Origin of the sequence: Chitinophaga silvatica (assembly GCF_003419895.1) — a bacterium.
Taxonomy (GTDB): Bacteria; Bacteroidota; Bacteroidia; order Chitinophagales; family Chitinophagaceae; genus Chitinophaga; species Chitinophaga silvatica.
In genome coordinates this window covers 1-22,152 of sequence record NZ_QPMM01000021.1, presented here as the reverse complement: position 1 = coordinate 22,152, position 22,152 = coordinate 1, and the positions used below count along the sequence as shown (strand labels likewise).

17 protein-coding genes and 5 tRNA genes are annotated in these 22,152 nt (G+C 38.7%); 8 read left to right on the top strand and 14 right to left on the bottom strand.

Annotated features, from left to right (window positions below; translation table 11 throughout):
• Positions 1 to 44 precede the first annotated feature (44 nt).
• A complete protein-coding gene (locus DVR12_RS27370; RefSeq protein ID WP_116979036.1) occupies positions 45 to 260 on the bottom strand; it encodes a helix-turn-helix domain-containing protein in 216 nt (71 codons plus the stop codon).
• Between the two features lie 1,241 nt (positions 261 to 1,501).
• On the opposite strand from DVR12_RS27370, the gene DVR12_RS27360 reads away from it, so the two are divergent.
• From DVR12_RS27360 to DVR12_RS27350, 3 genes are all read left to right on the top strand, one after another.
• Entirely contained in the window at positions 1,502 to 3,127 is a 1,626-nt protein-coding gene (locus DVR12_RS27360) for a glycosyl hydrolase family 28-related protein (protein WP_116979033.1), read from the top strand.
• 380 nt (positions 3,128 to 3,507) lie between these two features.
• Positions 3,508 to 4,107: a hypothetical protein gene (locus DVR12_RS27355; RefSeq protein WP_147323556.1), complete on the top strand. Its 600-nt coding sequence runs from the start codon at positions 3,508 to 3,510 to the stop codon at positions 4,105 to 4,107.
• A gap of 301 nt (positions 4,108 to 4,408) precedes the next feature.
• Positions 4,409 to 5,179, top strand: a complete 771-nt coding sequence (locus DVR12_RS27350; protein WP_116979030.1) for a hypothetical protein — start codon at positions 4,409 to 4,411, stop codon at positions 5,177 to 5,179.
• On the opposite strand, the gene DVR12_RS27345 is transcribed toward DVR12_RS27350, so the two are convergent.
• Positions 5,169 to 6,482: a DNA methyltransferase gene (locus DVR12_RS27345; protein WP_116979028.1), complete on the bottom strand. Its 1,314-nt coding sequence runs from the start codon at positions 6,480 to 6,482 to the stop codon at positions 5,169 to 5,171. The genes DVR12_RS27350 and DVR12_RS27345 overlap by 11 nt on opposite strands.
• A 255-nt stretch (positions 6,483 to 6,737) precedes the next feature.
• Between DVR12_RS27345 and DVR12_RS27340 the strand changes: the two genes are divergently transcribed.
• Positions 6,738 to 7,895, top strand: a complete 1,158-nt coding sequence (locus tag DVR12_RS27340; RefSeq protein WP_116979026.1) for a glycoside hydrolase family 76 protein — start codon at positions 6,738 to 6,740, stop codon at positions 7,893 to 7,895.
• Positions 7,896 to 7,949: 54 nt separating this feature from the next.
• On the opposite strand, the gene recB is transcribed toward DVR12_RS27340, so the two are convergent.
• From recB to DVR12_RS27290, 11 genes are all read right to left on the bottom strand, one after another.
• Positions 7,950 to 11,351 (bottom strand): exodeoxyribonuclease V subunit beta, encoded by a 3,402-nt coding sequence (recB, locus tag DVR12_RS27335; protein ID WP_116979024.1) that lies wholly within the window; start codon positions 11,349 to 11,351, stop codon positions 7,950 to 7,952.
• The gene (gene recC / locus DVR12_RS27330) at positions 11,348 to 14,524 is read right to left on the bottom strand and encodes an exodeoxyribonuclease V subunit gamma (RefSeq protein ID WP_116979022.1); all 3,177 of its coding nucleotides are present in this window, start codon (positions 14,522 to 14,524) and stop codon (positions 11,348 to 11,350) included. The genes recB and recC overlap by 4 nt, the downstream gene beginning before the upstream one ends.
• Before the next feature lie 20 nt (positions 14,525 to 14,544).
• Entirely contained in the window at positions 14,545 to 16,347 is a 1,803-nt protein-coding gene (gene recD / locus DVR12_RS27325; RefSeq protein ID WP_116979021.1) for an exodeoxyribonuclease V subunit alpha, read from the bottom strand.
• A 231-nt stretch (positions 16,348 to 16,578) separates the two neighbouring features.
• Positions 16,579 to 16,788 (bottom strand): YwbE family protein, encoded by a 210-nt coding sequence (locus DVR12_RS27320; protein WP_116979019.1) that lies wholly within the window; start codon positions 16,786 to 16,788, stop codon positions 16,579 to 16,581.
• Between the two features lie 134 nt (positions 16,789 to 16,922).
• On the bottom strand, positions 16,923 to 18,017 hold the full coding sequence (locus tag DVR12_RS27315) for a slipin family protein (RefSeq protein WP_116979017.1): 1,095 nt from the start codon (positions 18,015 to 18,017) through the stop codon (positions 16,923 to 16,925).
• Between the two features lie 125 nt (positions 18,018 to 18,142).
• Positions 18,143 to 18,286 (bottom strand): hypothetical protein, encoded by a 144-nt coding sequence (locus DVR12_RS27710; RefSeq protein WP_158563393.1) that lies wholly within the window; start codon positions 18,284 to 18,286, stop codon positions 18,143 to 18,145.
• 205 nt (positions 18,287 to 18,491) lie between these two features.
• Positions 18,492 to 18,566, bottom strand: a tRNA-Phe gene (locus DVR12_RS27310).
• Between the two features lie 7 nt (positions 18,567 to 18,573).
• A tRNA-Ile gene (locus DVR12_RS27305) sits at positions 18,574 to 18,646 on the bottom strand.
• Positions 18,647 to 18,670: 24 nt separating this feature from the next.
• A tRNA-Tyr gene (locus tag DVR12_RS27300) sits at positions 18,671 to 18,757 on the bottom strand.
• A 6-nt stretch (positions 18,758 to 18,763) separates the two neighbouring features.
• Positions 18,764 to 18,838: transfer RNA gene (locus tag DVR12_RS27295), tRNA-His, on the bottom strand.
• 9 nt (positions 18,839 to 18,847) lie between these two features.
• Positions 18,848 to 18,919, bottom strand: a tRNA-Arg gene (locus tag DVR12_RS27290).
• Between the two features lie 763 nt (positions 18,920 to 19,682).
• Here DVR12_RS27290 and DVR12_RS28200 point away from each other — a divergent pair.
• The 4 genes from DVR12_RS28200 to DVR12_RS27270 all read left to right on the top strand — a co-directional run bounded on the left by DVR12_RS28200 (position 19,683) and on the right by DVR12_RS27270 (position 21,666).
• Positions 19,683 to 20,126, top strand: coding sequence for a response regulator (locus tag DVR12_RS28200; protein ID WP_116979015.1), 444 nt, complete (start codon positions 19,683 to 19,685; stop codon positions 20,124 to 20,126).
• A complete protein-coding gene (locus DVR12_RS27980; protein WP_116979013.1) occupies positions 20,059 to 20,385 on the top strand; it encodes a winged helix-turn-helix domain-containing protein in 327 nt (108 codons plus the stop codon). Before DVR12_RS28200 ends, DVR12_RS27980 begins: the two co-directional genes overlap by 68 nt.
• A 312-nt stretch (positions 20,386 to 20,697) precedes the next feature.
• Complete coding sequence (locus DVR12_RS27275) at positions 20,698 to 21,375, top strand: response regulator transcription factor (protein ID WP_116979012.1); 678 nt, start codon at positions 20,698 to 20,700, stop codon at positions 21,373 to 21,375.
• A gap of 15 nt (positions 21,376 to 21,390) precedes the next feature.
• Entirely contained in the window at positions 21,391 to 21,666 is a 276-nt protein-coding gene (locus DVR12_RS27270; RefSeq protein WP_116979010.1) for a hypothetical protein, read from the top strand.
• Positions 21,667 to 21,715: 49 nt separating this feature from the next.
• Here DVR12_RS27270 and DVR12_RS27265 read toward each other — a convergent pair.
• A partial coding sequence (locus DVR12_RS27265; RefSeq protein WP_233522472.1) for a hypothetical protein occupies positions 21,716 to 22,152 on the bottom strand: 437 nt, incomplete at its 5' end.

Here is a 22,152-nt window from a genome sequence, read left to right as displayed (position 1 = left end):
TATAAATACGCTGAGCTTGAGCTACAACTTTGGCAATAAGCGTTTTAGTTTTTAAGCTTTATTCCTTTGTAAAGAGCTTCAAGTAACTCACATGGTCCAACTCCAATGGCTAAGGCAATAAGATAAAGTTCTTCAGCTCTCAAATGGCTTCGATCATGTAAGGTGAGTTCATTCATTCTTGCTCTTGATAAACCAGTTTTACGGGCTACTTCCGATTTATTAACTGATTTTTGAGCTAGATACACTCCCAGCTTAGTCATTGTTAAGATTTTCTATGATAATTGATGGAACAAAAATAAAAAATTGTGGAAATACTTACTGTTAGATTATTAAATTATAAGAATATGCATAAATTATGTTGGATATTCTATATTAATTGACTGATAATATATCAATTCTTAGTTATGAAACTAAATACTTCATAGATAAACATAAGCTGCAAGGCTAAATATCAAAGTGTATTTGCTTTATTCTCGTTCTGGAAAAATAAGACCTTTAATAACGACGAGAAAAATAAGATGAATCGCTGACGTTTTCCTTTATAGCTTTTGCATCCTTATTTCATCGTCAGCGTGTCGATGCCATTCTGGAACGATAAGGACCAATCTACATGTTTTTTTTGCGTTGGGCGGCATCGGTCCTTACAGGCTTACATCTTTCACTCTTGAGCTGCCGACACGATGAGCTACTGCATTACTACTAGTACGCCGGAGAATCTTTTGTATTTCTTGCTCTTGCAAAAAGGTGAGGAATCAGGATTCACTTACATATATGAACACCTTTACTAACCGGTCCTCTATTATGCGAAACGCGTAACAGGAGATGAATTCGCCTGCACATATTTCGCTTTTATCAGGCTTTGTACCAGCTTGGGGTGCTATGACTACTTCAGGCAGCCTTCAAATCGCTTTTATCGCCAACTTATCCATCCCGAATAGCTTGAAGATTATAAGGCCGCTGCTTATGACCCCGAAAAAGAGGATGAACTATCTTGGGCTTCCAATAAGGAATAGGAACGAATCAACCTGGTGAAGGATGCCATACTATATCTACCAGGTAACCGTCAAACCATAATGACATTGCATTTCCATTATGGTCTTAACCTGAAGGAAATCGCCAGTCGCTTCACCGCCCCATATCAACAAATCAGCCAGGAAGTCCAAGAAAGCATATTCGATTTACAGAGGATGATCCTACGAATAAAACTGCTAAAAACTGCTTTTGTATATGCCCTGAGTGATTTTCTCCTTTCAAATATCTAGCTGTGAAGGTGCTTCATTTCCACAATTCTGTTAACCTATTTCCACTGAAATAAGTACTTAAAATGCCGACAAATTATTATCGGCTTTTACTCCTAAACACTTCACTGAATACGCAGATTCAATGCGCATGGTGATTGTATTTTCAACATGAATATGATCGGTAGTGATCGGCATACGCTCTCAGATTATTGTATCCCTTATTTACCGTCAATACGGTGTTACCCTAAAATCTTGTTTTTATGAAAAAACTAATCTTTATCCTTGTTTGTTTTATCTCCTTTCAAGCCATTGCCAAAAGTGACCCTGGTGTGGATGGGTTTAGAGACAGACACATCTTTTTAAAAAGCTATATTGAAAAATCCTCGAAAGTGGTTGCCGTTGGGAAATCACCGGGTTTCCCGGATAACATCGGGATGGGGATATTTGCACCTTTGGCAGATACTCTGAATTACATAGATGTAAAGACATTTGGGGCTAAGGGCGACGGTATTACGAATGATCTCGTTGCCATAAGAGCAGCAGCAGAACATGCCTGTGTAAATGGATTGAACCTTTATTTTTCTCCTGGTACTTATAATCTTGGAGACCTTGCTCTCCAACAATATGCTATTTCTATTCATGACGTGAATGGGATGGTCATAGCGGGCAATAACGCAATGCTGATTTGTAGAAGTACTGGTAGTAGCGATGATAACGGTACTGCTCCACCTCGTATCTTCCAGGTTTCCAGGGCTCATAACCTTACATTCAGAGGACTGCAATTTTTTGATAAGGGTTATTCAAATACTATTACCTATCGCGGCGCATATGGGATTTATGTGCCGGCAACTTCTGGTGATGTGACCAATATTGAGATCGTAAATGTACACGCTACGTCTATGTTAGGGTTGATGTTCAGGGCTTACTCTAACAGTCGTTTTGAGAATATTGATGTTCATAATACAGTGGTTGAAAGAGGATATTATGGATTAATCCTGAATGACCCTAGAAATCTTCACACAAGTACTTTTCGTACTGATAGCGTAAAGAGAGCAATGTTTCTTATCGGTGGCCAGTTTATTAATGCAGATATCTGGAGTAATAATCATCAGGCTGCAAGTGCAGAGGTATTGCTGAAATGCTATGGTATACCAATTAAAAATGTACGACTACATTATCGCAGTGATAGCAGTCAATCACCTGGTAATGCTTTTGTTTCCCTCGAACAACAGGGTGCCCCATCTGGTGAGTTTCTGATAGATAATGTAGATATAGATGTAGACTGTAGCGGAAGCTCTGTTGGTTATCCGGTGGCAATTAGGGCGTATGATGCTAATGGAAATCTCGAAACTAATACTACCAGGCATTGGGATAATATACGTATTCGTGGTTTATCTGCAGGCATAGCAGGCAGACAGGTACAGGTATTTTCTACACAAAGCACCCTTGGATTGATTGAGGTAGACCAACAGTTAGATCCAAATAATTTCTTTCCTCCTTATTTCCCGGGATTTGTACGTAAAGTAGGGAATAGCTGGAATTATACGATTGTTGGCCCTCTGACCACCGCCACACAGTTTGTTGACTTATCAAAATTCCCTGGCTTTCCAGGTAGAGTTGGTGTAATAAAAATGCGTGCAGTAATGATCGATAATACCAGTAGTGGAACTGCTACTAATATGACTTATCAGGAAGATGTATTATTTGTTTCCATTGCAAATAATGGAAATGTAAATATTATTGGACAAGCCAATTTACAGAAGAAAAATACAGTTACTGCTGCAACTATTACTTATTCAGCAAATACTAACGGTATTAATGCAACTTTTTCTAATTATGGAAATGCACTATCCCTGGCCTATTTAACAGTTGAGCCATTCCAATAGGCCAATTGACGATAGGAGGTTAGTGAAGCAAGCAAATAAAGCGGTCCAATAGAAATGCGGGCGGCTTTATTTGCTTGCTTTTCTGCCGTTATTAATGTTGGTATATATTAGTTTGTAGCTAAATATGCAAAAGAATATATCTCCCTCTTATCAACTCTTTTAAATTCCTTGATTGCTAAGGCATTAATATAATCTCATGGGAAAGTTGGTAAAAATGGAGCCCCCTACTCTATAGTTATGCTCGTAGCTTCGATAATGCCTAGGGTTTCTGCCGATCGTTTGAACATATAATGGCCATCAGGAATCAGGACGGCTGCCTCCAATTATTCACCTGGCAAGAATGGAGGAAATTTTTTATCTTTTCAACCGCATTCTGTATCATGAAAAGAATAATACTATTACTGTTGCTGGCTACTGGTTTCATAAATGCCTATACACAAACTGATAATCCCAATACTACAAGCAGCACTAAAGAAAATACCACTGGCCGAAAGATAAAAAAATTGTTGATCCTGACTGCCGGACCAATGTCTAGCAGAAAAATAGCACAGGACCTGAAATATGCGCTCGATAAGGAGTTTAAAAACAAAGAATTCATGTCATCGCTATCATATCTGGGAGATATCGACTATTTGACAGAGGAGAATATTCAGATAGCATCCAAAATGTATCCCCACGATGCTATATTATTGATTTCACCAGAACTTGTGGCCGACTCTACAAGAGATTATGTACACCGTACATTGGCCCACAACCTTCTGATCAGAGACTATAGCCGACCTGTTAAAAAGAAAAGAACAAAAGAATTCTCCACACAGGCTTCCTTTTTTAGCTTGTTGGATGATGCTAATCCTACCGTACCATTCTGGTCGACATACCTGGTGATATCTACAAACCTGGCCTCAAATAAGTATTTTGATGATCTGGTGAAAACATTAATATATTCCTGGAATGCGGAAAAGATCAGCATTGGTAGTTAAAGCCCCTTATATTACTTAGAGAAACAAAAGGTAGCCCATTTAGTAAATTAAGCTGTTTACCCAACTTTCAGTTACTTTATCTTTTACCAGAAGTATTGTATGCGGGAAATTTTGTATACTATAGTTAGTTTTACTGGTATCTAAAGCCTATAAAAATTCAGGAACTACAGAGGGAAAAACTATCCTTTAATGTTGATCTATACCAAAATTGATTTAGAGTGTGTGAAAAAGTAGCATCATGATTAATATTTCAAAAAAAATTGCAAAATATTAAGGTTTCAGAACTATAAAATTCTTTAAAGTGAATCAAACAGTTGAAGAAAGGCTCCTGGCGGTTATTCGCCAACAATTGGAAGGACTGTCTAATAAAGTTAAAACAGAGTTCTCACAGGAGAATTATGAGAAGGAATTGCTCTCATTAACAGGCGACCCTGTTTATTCGAAATTTTCTTTCAATCAGGCTGAGTATGTGCTTATCCGGTTTATGGGTCGCATCAGTATTAGTGTAGGAAGGAGATTAGGTGAGATATACGATAAAGTGCCCAGATATGCTGCCGCCGCACGATTTAATCTAACTCCTGTTCAAATTGCACCAACCATCGACGGATTAGAGCTCGACATTGCTTTAAACTTCTCGGAAGTTCCAGAATCCGAAGTCGTACATATTAAAGAGGTTTTTAAAAAATACTTTGACGGTATACCCGCAAATGGTATCGGAATAGAGATACGTTATAATTTCAATCCTAATGATAGTTCAAGATTAAGAAAAGATGTGAAAATGGGTGAGAATCTTGCTGCAGAGGGTTTAGCACCTGTTTACCTGATTTTCTCTTCTATTAGCCCCAGACAGGATGCAATAGCCAGATTAACAAATGCCGGATGGAAGTTTTTGATTGGTGACCCGGCGATAAACTTCATCAATGAATTGTTGAACCTCGATATCCAGTCAATACTCGACAGAACAACAATCAAAACAGAGATTAAAAGAATCGTGGATGAGATATTAAAAAATCTTGTTACTTCTCACGCATTCAACCAGGTTGTTGACAAGCATATCCCACCTACTTCCTAGCATATACGATAGATTCATATAGGTCTACACCACTGTTTCGTTTCCTAAATCTGGTAATTTCAAAGGTGGTGTAGCCTAAATTCAATCCCTCAAAAATTTTCCCCAGTAAAACATCCGTTTCAACATAAACACCTTTGATCTCAGAATTACCAACTACATAAGCAATTTTTACATCTGGAGACACTACCTTTTCCATTTCCACTATTTGCTTTGCTATTAAGTTGAAATACTTCATAACATAGTTCGCCATAAGATTATCGGTTTCCCGGATTCTGCTTACTACAGGCTCCACGACTTCTTTGATTATCTCATATTCAGGTGCTATAATGCCTTTCTGTAAATTGGAAGTTGCAACTCCCCATGTTCCACCGATGGTCTTTAAATCTAATGCTGATGCCTGTTTGGCGTTGTCAAAAATCTCTAAAAAATATAAATGTGGTCGTGTATTCCAAACATAGCTATAACGATTCGGATAGGGCGGAGATGTTAGAACAAGCGTTGCTTTTTTCTCAATATTTAAAGCAGCAATATCGGTTGAATCAGTGTGATAAAGGCTCGCTGGAGGCAAACTCTTATACTCGGCCTCAATTACCTTCAGATCATTGAGCATCATTTCTACCTGCTTGCTAAATGAACTAAAGACATTTATTTCGTGATTATCTCTATTGATAAAGTGTAGTTGTAGCTTTCCTAAAGTAACATTCGTTAAATCGGGAACTAATACTCCGGCAATAGCCAATAAAAAGAAATCCTTGTAAGGAGATTCCAAATCAGCAGTCCTAATAATCTGCCTTAATATTACAAGTTCTTTGAGCACATCTTTTCTCCACCACCTAAAAACATTATGAATTTTAGGTAATTCAATATCCAGATCTTCGACATCCTTTTCCCTCAGGGTTGTTGACCTCTCAGTATACAACCTTTCTATGTCCGAAAAAGCAGTTTCTACTACCTGAATATTCAAATTCCAATTGAGTGAGGTAACACCAACAAAGTGAAGTAATGGGTTAATTTCAAACCCAAAACATTCTATATTACTCAGTTTGCACTGTATTAAAGTTGTACTCGCACCACAAAACGGATCCAGAACTATATCTCCGGTTTGATAGTTCAGCTTCTCCAGCATTATATCCACTAAATCCGGTCCATAGCTGGGAGTTAACCTAAACCAACTATGAATTTTTTTATTAGTGCCGGATTTAAAAGTGGCAGATTTAGCAGAAATCGAATTGTAAACAATTTTGTCTTCACCACGTCCGCAGATTACCGACGGCTCCTTAAAAAGTTCTTGCTGTTTGCTCATAATATGCGAACTATAGTGTGTAAAATTAGGAATCTTAGACTAGATTAGAAAGTATAAATTCTCTACAATGGAAGTGTATTATTCTGAATATCTTGATCTAGGATCCATGCTTTTTTGACTGCACATCCAACTGTGAAAGTAAGTTGACGTTTTATTAAAGTTTACGGAATTTATCTTCTGATTACGTACGTAGTTTTCATGTTTTTACTGTCCTTATTCTGATATAACCCTCATTCCACAATTAAAACTGTTAAGATGAAAATTCCTACGTTTTTGAAAATCAGCATGTTCGCTGTTACTACCCTATTATTTGCCGCTTGTCAGAAAAAGGAAATGACAACAGGTAATGATGCACTACTTTCAACCAAATCTGGCCTGGTAACAATTAACTCTGTACAACCTGTAAAATCGGAGGCTTTGTTGGCAATGCAATGCTATAACAATGCTTTCTATAATCAGTATGGTACATATGGTCCTAATTTCAAGGCATATTATTATTCAGATGTCAATCACACCGGCCGGATGGACTTCTGGAAACAAGCAGAGGCTATTGAAACGATAATCGATGCCTATACTGCAAACAACGATACAGATCTTAAGAATAAGATGATTTATCTGTATAATGGAATGCGTGATAACTGGGGCTTGCTGTGGACCTCAAACATTTATAACGATGATGTGATCTGGGGGGCTTTAATGTGTATCCGTGCATTTCAGATCACTAATGATGGTGGGATGAAAGACATGGCGAAGAATAATTTCGACATGGTATGGGCCAGAGCCTGGGATACCAGCCTGGGTGGCGGATTATGGTGGACAACAGCCAAAACAACTAAAAATGCCTGTGTAAATGCTCCTGCGGCTATTTGTGCATTGTATCTCTATCAGGCTACCGGAGATGTAGGCTACCGCGATAAAGCCAAACAAATTGTCGATTGGATGGTTAGTAAACTTTATGTTTCTACCGGGGAGGTTAAAGGTGCAATGAATGCTGCCGGTGTAATTACAGAAGGCACACGTACCTATACTCAGGGAACTTTTATTGGTGCATGCAGCTTACTTCACCCCTACTTTACTTCTGGTGGCTATAAGACTATGGCAGTAAAAGTGATGGACTATACTAAAAATAGTATGTGTAATGCACAAGGGTTATTACCTGACGAATATGATAATGAAGACTGCCAGGGCTTTAAAGGAATATTTGCACGTTGGGCCTGCAAATTTGTAGCGCAACATGGTTACCAGACTACTTATGCTTCCTGGTTGAATTACAATGCGGCTGAAGCATGGAATTATCGTAACTCCAATGGCTTAATGTGGGGCCAATGGTGGCATAGAACTCCGGACACATATGTAAATGCTTTTGAAACCACTTGTGGAGTAGCCATGATGAATGGAGTTTGGCAGTTCTAAAAGTCTAAAATCAATATAAAAAACAAAAGGTTGAATTAATCAACCTTTTGTTTTTTATTTAGTGAGCAATCGCTCTAATAATCTGATTTTTTCGAGTGATGGGTGTACCGTGAAAATACCAGTATTACCGCTATTCCTTATACCTCTGATGAAACAGTATATTACTCCTCCAAATTGCTTTGCATAATTGAACTGCGGAATCCTGCTTTCGAGATATTTCTTAACGGCTACAGTATAAATGAGGTATTGTAAATGATAATTATTCTCGTTCATTGCCGCTGCAAGGCCAGAAGAATCATAATCTGTCAATGTATCACCCAGATAATTCGACTTCCAGTCGAGCACATAATATTTACCCTGATGTTCGAAGAACAGGTCTATTTTCCCATTCATAATACCTTCCAGCTCCTGACGGTGATGTTCATACAGATGCCGAACATTTACGGTAATCTCATCATCAGTTAAATCGGTGAGTCGATTCGCCTGAAAAATAGGCACCGGGAAATCGAACTCAAATTCAGCCAATCGTTGAAATCTGCCAACACTGGCCAGCTGAAATCTTTCTTCACCAATATTGATAGGAGCATACATGATATGCTGCAACATTTCGTTTAATGGTTCCAGGTAGGTTGAACGTTGCCCGGGAACAAAATGTCTGATAGCCTCTTCAATCCAATGGGCCCATTGACTATTGTCGGAGAAGTTGATATGCTCAAAAATGAAGTGTAACAGGTTACCTGTTTTGGCGCCACGTTTCAGCGTATTGAATATAAAATTATCATATCCTTCTATTACTGCTGTACTTTTTCCCTTAGATACTGTTGTGCCTTTGGCTGCCAGCATCGTGTAACTCATTTTACGCCAGTTTTCTTCCTGTAGGCGAAAATCGACATTGGGTGCCGAAATAGGTGCAACGGGGGCTTTCGACTGCTGATATTTTTCTGGTGAAAAATCAGGAATAGACGAAAGATTTATTAAAGATGCAGGTGCCGGATGCTGTGTAAGTGCAATTATAAAATCTGTTAATGATGAATTCTTATAATAATTGCTTCCGTTTTTATAGATAAAACATTTATAGACAGCCCTGGTAATTGCCACATAGATAAGGCGGCGATTTTCCTGTATAAGCTGCCTGGTGTAATACCCTTTTTGTTCATCAGTGAGTCGATTACTTTCCATATAGAAATACTGTCCGGAAACAGGATCTCTGAAGCTTACGAATTTTGGATTTTTAGGAGCCACAAGGTCGAGAAACGGAGCAAAAACGATATCGTACTCCAGCCCTTTACTTTTGTGGATGGTTACAATATTTACTGAATCTTCATCGCTTTCTACTCTTTGTGTATACTCATCGCCTTCGGTACTCATTCCGTCAATCCCTCTTTTCAACCAGGTGAGGAGATCACGTATAGAAAGATTTTTTCTACTCTGTACCTGGTGCACTAATTCGGCTAACTGAAACAGGTTAGTAATTACCCTTTCTCCAGTTGCCGAATTCTTATCCAGTAGTTTATGTCTTACATCAAAATCTGAAACAAACTCCATGATGGCAGTATATACACCATCTTTTAACCAATAGCTATTGTATTTATTAAATAGATTGAGCGTAAGTGCATCATCGAGTTGCAGAATTGTCTGGCTATTAAAACCAGTAAACGAACAAAGTAAAGCACGATTGATGGAAGAGCGATCAGGAGCCTCCATAGCTTCCAGTAAATGCAGTAGTTGTACTGCTTCGGCAGATGCAAGTACTTTGGATTCATCAATTGTAACAGCAGGAATACCAAGGGTAGCCAACGCTTTTTTAATTAATATACCTTCATCACCTGTTCTTACCAAAATACCAATGTCTGAAGATTTTATTTTTTCGCCATTAATTTTATATTGATGATCGGAAAGAAGTTCTGCTACCTGGGCGGCTACTGCTAATACAATCTGATCTTTATTGTTGCCGGTAAAAATGTCGATAGGTGTAACTTCTGTTTCCCCATAACATAAAGTACCATGCTTGTTGGGTTGTGGACTTTCTACATCTATATAGTCAATACTATCTTCTTCTTCTGCAAAATGGAAAGTATCGAAGCCCGAATGAGGCTTAAAGAATTTATTCATGGCAAGAATCAAATTTTCAGTTGACCTGTAATTCTGATTCATATCATAAAGTTCCTGTACCCCCTTCTTTGCATTGAAATAGGTATAGATATCAGCTTTTCTCCATCCATAAATACTTTGCTTAGGATCTCCGATATAAAAAAGGATGGTATTGCTTCCGAATGCCCGATCGAAGATCTCAAACTGCTGCCTGTCGGTATCCTGAAACTCATCAACAAATACTGCCTTGTATTTTTGTTGAAGTGCTTGTGCCAGATCAGTACTCTCTTTCTTCACTAAAGCAGTATGAAGATTATTGATAACATCATCAAAATCCATAGTACTACTATTGGCCTTGAGTTGTTGGATACTTTCTTCAACAATTTGTATAGCTAAGCAGTAGAAGTGTTGGGTAATATGGAGCTTGAAATTCTCTAATTCGTTCTTTATTTCATCCTGCTCGTCAAGTTTGGATAGCAGAACCGGAAATATTTTTTTTATGTAATCGCTTACTTTTTTAGTTCTTCTACGCTCAATAAGCTTTGCTACTAATAATTTCGGTTGGCCGACTATTGGAGCAAACTCGGTTTTTGCATTTTTTTGTTTAAGACATTCGGCGGATAAATGAATACTTTCAGTTATGATGTATTCATACATAGCCTGATTAATTGTTTCTATTTCATCCTCAAATGCTTTCAGGGATGAAATCCATTCGGCTTGCTGTGCTTCTGTAATATCAGTGGCAACAATATCAGTAAGATACCTCTTCCCACCAAGATGATCTTTAACAACAGAGAATAAATTGTCTTTAAGCTCCGGGTAATATATGTGTTTTAGAATCTCGGTATCAAGTGTTGTAATATGCCGACGCCAAAACTTATTTATTTCATTCTCTATAATAGGTGTAAGGTCTGGAACCATTTCGGCTCCAAACGGCTGATTGGTTTCAAAAGCAAATTCGGTGAGGGTTTGCTGACAAAATCCATGGATGGTGAGCACCGAGGTTTCATCCAGTAATAATACGGCATCTCTTAACCGTTGCTGTATGGGCTGCGGGTTTGCGGGGTCAATAGCATTCAAGACCAGCTCAAAAATTACGGGATCCTTAGGGTCTTTGCCTAAACTGGCCTTGTAGGCCATTCGAAGAAAACGGCGAATCCTGTCTTCCAATTCGGCTACAGCTGCTCTTGTAAAGGTAACCATCAATATTTCCTTAATCGATAGCTTCTCCTCAAGTATTAATCGTAATACCAGGATGGCAATCGAATAAGTTTTTCCGGTTCCTGCACTAGCCTCAATAAGGTTACTACCTTTTAAGGCTACTGTAGAAGCATCGAATTTATTATGTACCGCACTCTCTATCATTTTTTATCCGGAGTTTCAGCGTATAATGGTAGTATGTCCATTATTGGCATGATCAATAAATTATAAACAGTAATATACTGCTCCAGCACCTGTTCATTGTTGAAAAACTCTTGTTCAGTAGCCTGATTAATATAAGGATCCAGCGTTTTTATGCTATTAACGAATGTTTCCAGATCAATAGTTGATATGTTCTTAATATCTAAATCCGGAATAAATCCAAGCATCTCCCTGAAACCTGCTTTATAAACTGCAACTATTTCGGTTAGCCGCTTGAGTGCTTCTAACTGGCTTATAGCACCAGAGCGGAATGCAGCGCCTTTCAGGTTACCAGAAATAAAGTACAGATCATTTATCTGTCCGGCGGCAACACCAATCAGTAAACGGATATATGCTTCAATTAAATATTTCTGCTCACGTTTTGACCAGGATGTATGCAACAATGTTTTGTCGAATACCTGTCTTAAATTTCCTTTTAAAACAGATCCATCGACATTGAGTTCTATAGCTACCTTTTTATCCTGTTTGCCGTTGGTACCTTCGTTATACAGGCTCCGTACAGGTTCCACTTCTTCATTCACCAGTTGCATAGACACTGTAGCCATATTGCGAAGTGGAAGTTTACCTTTTTTTACCATACTGTTTTGCAAACCAGCAATGGCAGTTTCAGGCAACGGTAATAGCTCGCTTCTTACCAACCATTTTTGCAAGCTATCTAAATTGAATATCTCAGTTTCATTTAGCAACAATTGCCTGTCGTTATAAAAGATACCTAAAACCTTGTTATAGTATGATCGAACCGGGTTCTTAAAAAAGTTTACTAAATCATCAATATTAATCTCTTCAAAACTGATGGTTGAAGTAATCTTTTGTTGTTGAGTAAAATCAGGTGCGGATAACTTACGGGTATTGAGGTAAGTATACAGTTTTTTATCGTTGCCACCGTACTTTCTGCTAAAGCTTTGCAACGGCTGTAACGTAACCAGTTTTGAACGGATACCTTCCGGTTCTTTCACCCCGGCTTCTATATAATCGAGCAATTCGTCTACCAGTGCGGAAGGAGGCAGATCAGAGTTGTCCTTTGCATTTTTGCCAATATAACTGATGTATAAATAGTCCTTGGCAGAAAGTACAGTTTCCAGGAAGAGGTGTTTATCATTTTCCTTTACATTACGATCGCCCCTTTGGCGGTTCTGCATCATAATATTGAAACTGGATTTCTGTTCTTTACGAGGAAATTTATCATAGTTCAATCCCATTAGCGCCACTACTTTGAATGGAATACTACGCATTGGGATTAAGGAGCAGAATGTAATACCACCGTTGGCAAAAAGCCCGGCTCTGGTGGTGCCGGTCAGGGTTTCCAGGAAGCTATGACTAAATACATCATAAGTAACTTTCTCGCTCATAAACTGATTAAGAGCATTGTAGGAGGTCAATCCTCTGATTAGCGTATTATAGTCTTCATCTACTTCGTCGAGGGGTTCAAAAATCAGGTTGTGCAGGAGTTTTTCTGTATATGCTACCCATTCAACAATATTACGGGAGCGCCTCCTGTCGAGGATTCCGGACATCAGTACCTCAGCGAAATGACAGAATCGGATAATCTCGTGGGCATCGCTGCCTTCAGTTATATCTAAAGGATAAAAGCTATCAACACCTAAACCATATTCTTCTTCTCCACTCATACAAATACCATACATGATACGCTGAATACCGTATCTCCAACTCACCAGATGTGTTTCTTCCGAATGATTGCCTTGTATTCCAAACCGGATGTTTGCCGCTTCAATCAGTTTCCTGATTCGCACGGGATCGGTAATATTGAAACGTTTTCTGATATAGGTAAAGTCGAGCAGTTGCATTACCGATTCTGCTTTAAATCCCTCTTCACTAATAGTGAGGATGGCATGTAGAGCGTTGAAAAGATTATCGTTATCGGTATAGCTTTCATCTGCAATAGTATAGCGGAAACGGTATGGTGCATTATTGAATACAGCCTTAATGTAAGGGGCATATGCATCGATATCGCTAACCATTACAACAATATCGCGAGGCGATAATGTTTCCTTCTTCTGATCTATCAGGTGAACCAAATAATTATACAGTACTTCAACTTCCCTGGCAATTGTGAAACAGCTATTGAGGGTTAACGACCCATCATTAATATCGTTTGGTTTAATAATTTGTCTGCCCTTGGTTGCCGCTGAAAAAATATCATGTTGTATTTTGTGTAGTAGTGTATCAGGCAATGGTTCTTCAACATCAATTTCTTCATAGGCATTAATAAATGCATCATAGGCGAAGAATAATGCAAAAGTATCCTGAATTACTTTGCCCCAGCCGGTTAGCAATGCATTTCCGGCCTGCGGGTCGTCTAAATCATTTAGTCCTTTTTGTCGCCATCTGGCAATTTGCTTTTCATTTCTGTCATCAAACCAGAATACAGTTGGTGAAGGATTTATAATATGAAAATAGACATCAATATAGGAAGAAAGCTCGTGTAATATTTTGACGTGATAAGCGGTGATAATCGATAATCCAAACAAGTGTACGGCTGGAATACGAGAAGTTAAAGCTGTTTTAGGGCCCTGACCTCTTAAAGCATCTAAAATAAAGTTCCCTACAATAGTTTTATCGGGAAGTGAGCCACCAGATAGTTGTTTTACTTTCACCCACATCCAATGTTGCCAGCCGGCAGTTGCCAGATCGGGAGTATCGGTATGTGTCCATGCCTGAATCATTTCGGGTCGGTATACCTGGTACTGGTCGAACAGGTCGGCTACTTTTTCGGCCAGCGACATTCTTTTCAGATCACTTTCCGATTGTTCGGCGGTGTAATAGGCAGAAACTTTGGGAAATTTGTCGATAAACTCCTCTTGTCCGAGTAGTTTAAATATCAGCCAGCTTAGATTTTGAGGAGAAAGTACCTCAGAGTAGGGGCCGCCCAACAGCATATAAAGCTGATGCAGCAGATCGTTGGGTTTCATGAACCGGCAATTGGCGGTTATTCCCAGGTGATCTGCCAGCTGGAGCTTCAGCCAGTTATTCATCCCCTCTGTTTGGGTAATAATATAATGAGGTTGGAACACACTATTTTCTGCTTCCTGCAGGTTGGTGGCCAAACCGGTAGAAAGATTGGTTAATGAGTTCGAAACTTTTAAGAATAATGCCATTAATCCGTCCTTAATACAATTTAAATCAATTGATTAGCAACCGATTCCTTAAATCTGCTGCCTATTCCTGATGCTCTTTCCACAAATTTGCCGGCTGCAGAAAGAATGATTTCCGGTGAACCCTGTATATATACTTTTTGCTTTGCACGGCTTACGGCAGTATATATAAGTTCTCTTGTCAGAATTGGTATTTCCGGCGTATCGGGCAATATTATCATTACCTCTCCAAATTCAGATCCCTGGCTTTTGTGAACAGTCATTGCAAAAGCCGTTTCGGCCTGGGTAAGGTATCCTGGTAATACAGATTTTAAATTCCCGGTACTATCTATGAACCAGGCCATTAGTGTGTTGTTTTCGTCGAGCCTTATTATTCCTGTATCTCCGTTAAACAAACCATGTTCGTAATAATTACGGGTAAGGATAATGGGCCGGTTATTATAGAATTCGGCATTTGCATTAATGAGTTGTTTCTCGTGCAAATATTTTTCTATTTGTTTGTTGATGGTATACAAACCATGTGCTCCTTCTCTGATGGCAGTTAAAACTCTTTGAGCATTCAGAAGGAGTAATGCCTTGCTAATATCTTTTTCCTGAATAAAATCGGTATACCTGCTTACAAATTTTTCAAACAAATCAGTATTATATTCAGGGTCTATGATAATCTGATCATCGGCATTGGAATGGAAGAACGACCGGATGGCAGCTTCATTATTGGTGATGATAGCTTTACTAAACTTTCCGATGCCCTGATCGCCGGAGAACCTGTGACTATGTCGAAGTTCAATCAAATGTTCGAATAGAGGGTGAGCATCTGATTTCACCATGGAAGCCGGAATTTGTTGTTCTGCTACTGGAATGAAATTGTTAATAAACTGGCTTCTTTCAGGAGAAAAAAGATTCAGTTCGTCCTGGGCCTGGCATAAATCGCCAAATAGACTACCAGCTTCCACGGCAGCCAGTTGATCTTTATCGCCCAGTAGAATAAGCCGGGTTGTTGGCGGTACAGCATCTAATAGTTTTGCAAACAGGGCAACATCAATCATCGAAGATTCGTCTATAATGATTACATCATAGATGAGTGGATTGAGTTGGTTATGTTTGAAGCGGTGAGTATCCGGCAAAGAGCCCAGCAACCGGTGTATGGTTGATGGTTGCAAACGTTGGAATGCGGCCTGAGTTGACTCGTCAGATTCTATGTTGGTATTTCTCAGGCTTTCGGCCATTCTGGCGGCGGCTTTCCCGGTTGGAGCGGCCAGGGCCACTTTCAGGTTGGGTTCGGTAGCATATAATAATGCCAGTAGTTTAGCCACAGTAGTGGTTTTACCAGTTCCCGGGCCACCGGTGATGATGGTGAAATTATTAAGAACGCCAGTTATTGCGGCGGCTAATTGCCAGTCGATATATTTATTGGAAGAACTGAATAAGCGTTGAATAAGTGCTTTTTGTTCCTGTAATTGTGTTATTCTGTCGTTTAATACGGCTTTTTCTGCATCCAGGAAGAGCCTTATTTTGTTCAGGAAATTGCTTTCATATCTGAAGTAGCGCTGCATGTAGAGGCGATCCTGATACACAACAAAAGGTTGGTTGTTGTCTTCTTCCGAGCCTACGACAGGGAGATTTCGAAGTTCAACATTCCCTGTTTCAATCTTTCTATATGCTTCCGGAAGGGTATGCCATTCCTGTTCTAACTTGCTAAGATGCAGGCAAATATGACCCTCGCTCCCTTTTTTGGATAAAAGGTAAGCATAAGGTTTAAGAGCCGGTATATCGAAATACTCAGCAAATTGCTGGTGTACGTCATTCACAGTAACTAAGTTCCGCATTCTTACCTGTGCAATTGAAAAGGATTAAAATACAACATTTTTTAACTTCTGCAGGCTGCACGAAACAGGCCTTTTCTACTAGTCTTATGATTGAAGCTGGAGTTATAAATGATCGCCTAACAAGTTAACATACCGGCTGTAGTGCAAGAGTGCCAGATTATTAATAAAGGTACGACGGTAATGTTGTTATATTAGCAGGCTACTGGCCGATGTTAAGAAGTTGTGGATAGCTCAATCCTCCTCTCCTACTGCATCTGTTTCCACTACACGACCAATCTGGCCGTCTTCCAGGCGTACTTTTATTCCTCTCGAGTGGAATGTAGCGGAGGTAAGGATATCTTTTACTATCCCATATGTTTTTTTCCCGCTACGTTGGTCCTTTTTCAGGATTATGGCCACTTCCAGCCCAGGATATATGTCTTTGCGATATTGTCCGTCCATCTGCCAAAAAATAAGTCAACTGCAAAATTAATGCTTTTCATTTCCTGATAAAAATGATTGATGGAGGTATATTATTCTATTCTGTTATAAGTAGGCTAACAGAAAAGCGTCTCTATGCTGTAGAGACGCTTTTTTTATTTTGAAACGAAGATCTGACGGAGTTGATCTATCAATACTCCATTTCCATTTACGCTAATGTTATTTACTTTTTCGGCAATCTTTTCCACATATTCCATTTCCTTCAGCTTAAACAACATTGGATTATCTTCCATCAGCTTGGCGGTATTTAGCAAGCTTCTAGTGCTGGCAGTTTCTTCTCTACGCATAATGATATTGGCCTGTGCTTTCTTTTCAGCAATCAGTACCTGGTTCATTATATCCTTTATGTCGCCAGGCAGGATGATATCGCGGATCCCGAAGTTCAGTACATTTATTCCCAGATCGCTGGCCTTTTCATGTATTGCTTTCAGAATGAATGGAGAGAGGCTATCTCTTTTTTCCAATAATTCATCGAAAGATATGGCTGCCACATATTCTCTTAAAGCTAGTTGAAACAATGCATAGAGTTGCTTTTCATACTCTTTGTTTTGTAAAATTGCCTTATAAATATCAGTGACCTTAAACTGTGCCCAGGCGTTAATGCGGATAGCAGCCTTGTCTTTGGTCAGTATTTCCTGTCCGTTTAGTTCTACTTGTTGCTGGCGTGTATCTACTTTATTGACGACGATGGCCATATTGTTCTTCCACCAGGTATGCATACCATTGGATAAGGTTTTAACGTATTCGCCTTCTACCATTAACACACCTTTTTCGAAGTTGTCTACATAGTAGCTGCGAATAAACGGGGCTACCATAGGATGATAAAGCGTAGCTCTATCCAGTTGTTCTGTTATATCCACTTTGGAAAGGTCGGCAGTTACGAACTTGTAGTCCATAATGCTTTTCCAGAAGGCATATCTACCAGGGGTTAATACTTGCTTCAACAGACCGTTTTCGTAGTGCAGTACGATTTCATGCTGTTGAACATTAACGACGTACAAAGCAGCTGCTAGTTCTGCATCGGTCAGTAACAAGCTCAAATCAATTGGTGCAACAAAGGCTTTGGTGATATCGAACTTAATCACATCTTCATTCAGTAACCAATAACGACCTTCACGCAACATGCGTTGATATACTCCATTCTTAAATACCAGGCCTCTTTCATAGGCATTGATAGTAACCCTTTTCATTTTGGGATTGTTTTTTTAGGTTAACGAGATAAAAGACCCTGATCGGTGTCTATTTATTATAAACGGAACCGGTATTCAGACAATCTTCAGTTAAGCATTCCCATGGCGGAAGGAGGGCATAACTTTTAACTGTCGTCTACTACAGGTTGCTGGTTTATATCAAATTTGCCGTTATCGTCCTTTTGACGATAGTAGCCAGACATTACAATCCTGGTCTTTTTGTTTGTTTGAAAAGACTCATGAAAGTGAGTTGTCCATTGCTCTGCCACTGAGCTACTGTTTTTAAGACAGAGAGGAATTGAACCTCTGACCCATAGACTTATGGTGGAATATATTGCGGTTATACAACAGCATACAGTGATATTAAAAATAGCTGTACTGCCGGGCGTTGAGAAACCCTGGCCTGGGTTGTAACAATGCACCTATATTCAACTTCCCTACGGAAGCATCTTTAGTAAATCTTTTGGATTTACCTGGTGAACGAAACAGGATTCGAACCTGTACTGGTGGTGCTTCAAACCACTGCTCTACCATTGGAGCTATTCGTTCATTTTTGTTGGCCTAATCGGAGTTGAACCGATAACCGACTGCGTATAAGGCAGGTGCTCTAACCATTGAGCTATAAGCCAGTAGTGGGTTAACAAACCAAGGACTGGTGTGAGTAGCAGGGATCGAACCTGCTAAACCATAAGGCGATGGTTTTACAGACCATTGCGACTCTCCAACTTCGCCGTACTCACAGCTTTTGGGGTGCTTAATGGGATTCGAACCCATGTTACCCGGCCCACCACCGGGAGTTCTGACCACTGAACTATAAGCACCGTTTGCAGTTGTTCTGACTGGGATTGAACCAGTATTTACTGTTTCGTAGACAGTTGTTCTATCCGTTGAACTACAGAACAGTGATAAAAAAAGCCGGTAGGAATAATCCGACCGGCTTTGTTATTTAAGTAAGGATTGCTTACTTAATAAGGTAGAACGGTCGTTCCTTGCTTTTATAAAAGGCATACCTTTTCCATGTCGTAGCTGGGCTATGACTTATTCGAAAATGTATGTTCAAAATACCTGATCGCATGAATTTTAGTTATGTTTATTGCATAAAAAAAGCCCCGCAATTGCTTGCGGGGCTTGAGTTATATAGAATTCGTTTTTTTAAACTTATTCAGTAGCATAACATGCCCCGCAATCGAAATATCGCTGACTTTTGCCAGCTATATGTTCTATTGTAAAAAAATTATTTGAGCGGTACATGAGTTATTTATTTTGATGATGCAAAGATGGAAATATTTTTTTGATATGACAAAATATTTGTTAAAATTTTTTTTAGCTCGATAATAAATGGATCATTTTCGGCTCAAAACCTAACTAACGTTAACGCATGTTTTGTTAATACGTGATTAACAAAAACCTGACTAACGTTAACGTATACTTGTTAATTAGAGATTAACAAAAATATCCTTTACTAAATCTGTTTAGCACTGGTATTCCGGTATTATTGAATGTTGCGTTTAAAAAGTGAAAATCATTGAAAAATTCTTGGTTAGGTTTCTAGGTGATTCGATAATTGTTATTTTATTTTGAGTATAAAAATGGAGTTGTACTCGTCGTAATTGCAATTTGATCGATCTGGTTACGATTGGGGAATCATCCACAAAAAAATAAAGAATGAAAATGAAAATACTTCACCTGGAAGACGATATAATGTTTTCCCACATAGTCCGAAGCCATTTGGAAGGCAAGGAGATGCATGTTTATAGCGTTATGGACGGCGAATCCGCCTGGTCTGTTTATTTACAGGAGAAGCCCGACTTGTGTTTACTAGACATCATATTGCCTGGAATTAGTGGAATTGATTTAGGAGAAAGAATCAGAGAACTGGATTCGCAGATCCCTATATTTTATTTATCAGGAGAGTGCTTTAGTCAAATACAAGACGAAGTATTTGGCCGGGGGGGTGCTAATGGTTTTTTTAGTAAGACAAGAAATATTAATGAATTGTCTCAATGGATAAATCAACTTGTTAACAATAAATCTCGCGGTAATGCAAAGTATGGAAATCAAGATCGGAGACACGATATATCACGCAGACAAGGGGGTACTTGTTTATAATTATGAGAAGAAGCAAGGATTGTCGGGCAAACTAAAAAAGATATTTGAATGTTTGATAGATAACAAATATAAAATGGTACCAAAAGAGGATTTGTTTGCTGTTGCCTATGAAGATGAACCTCCAAACGATTGCAATTTATACTCATTAATTAGTAAACTTAGAGGTACATTAAGAAAGTGTGACCAGCAATTGTGCATTGAGAATGAATATGGTAGAGGCTATAGGTTATATTATGAGGTAAATTCCGATGCACTTTAATCATCAGCTTATAGGTGTTGATAAATACATTATTGATTAAGTAGTTTTAAGATTTTTTTCAATAATAAATTGATTAACCCAACCTATAACCAGTAGCAGCAGGTAATATAATTAGGATCTCAACTCTACCTGTTTGTAAATTCATTTTCGGGGAGCACCACTAAAATGCCATAAGTAAGCAGAGTGATAGGGTATTTTAATTACAATATTAAGTACAGCGCTTGTTATTGTTATTACAAGCTTTCACGTGATTAACAATTCATTTACTGATTACAACCCATTTGGGGTTGATTTGGAAATATTATTAATGATATGAAAGCAACTATTCTACTTTACATAGCTAATGGATTATGGCCTATACAATCGCCAGTAAAATTATTAGAACCAGAAGGGTTCCTGCTTATCAATGCTAATAGCATAAATGATCTTCTCAAACAATTATGTATCCATGATATTCATGGGTTCATCCTTTTTGCCCAAAAAACAACAGATGATTGGCTATATATAACCAGGGAAATTAGGAAAAGAGAAGCCCAGCGTCCAATTATTCATCTTTCTGCAACCAACAGCAGGAAAATGCTTATTGCTTCTGTAGAATGCGGAGGTGACGACTTCATTCCCATTACAAGAATGAACATGGAGTTGAGCATAAAACTTAAAAGGGCGATTAACCGCACCCAGGAAAGGATTAAGGCTGAGGAGAGTATACGGCTCGGAGAATGTATGTTTTATCCAAAGAAAGCTATTTTAACCACTGGCCATCACAAAAACATCGATCTGACATACTTTGAACATAGTATCCTTGAAAAACTATTAGAACAAAAGAATAATGTAGTAGAACGACAATCCCTCCTCGAAAGAATTGGCAGAAGCACCTCAGGAAGTTCTCTGAACATTTATATATGCCGGCTAAGAAAGTATTTTGAAGAAAGCACGATTAGAATTGAAACGATTAAACGCCACGGGTATAAGTTAATTATTAAAGAATAACCAAATATTGTAAGTATGAAAATCTATAGAACTCAACATCATCCGGAGGGAGCAGAGACTTTACCAGAATATATAATCCGTAACCAATCTGTTTTCCCAACTATTCATCATAAAAACGGACCAGGTGTTCTACCATGGTTTAGAATCAGGCAGAATAGGGTATTCCCTACGCTTCATCATCCTGAAGGGCTAAACTCTTACCACTGGTTCGATGTTCGGGAAAATTCATTAATACCCTCTATTCATCATCCTATGGGAACGGGTAAACAACCCTGGTATAAAATCCATTAAAAACCAGAATGCAGATTAAGTGATATCCTTAAGCCAATACCTTATCAGGTTATTGGTTGCTATTAATAAGCGATATCCCTACCATTGTTACTACTATAGTATAAACAGACCCTTGAGTAATCCTGTAAATCTTGTCATCTATCTGCTGGCTATTATCAGGCCAGCCAACAGTAATTATAAAAGCTATGAACTGTGTAGGTAATACCACAATCAATGGGATCATCCAGATTGTTAGCGAGGTGATTGCTATCGCTACAGAAGCATGAATAAGATGTATATACAGCAAGAGGGTAACGAAATATACCAGATACACTACCAATAATTCAAATGCACGCTTTTTCATAGGAAAATAGTTTAAGAGTAAAATAACAAATCCTATGCACAGATAATAGCCTGTGGCCGATTTTTGGGTAGTGTAAAATTCTTTGTGTAAGTATGTATTCAACTGTATCGAGTTAATACCACCAGCAGGTGGAGTGAAGTGAG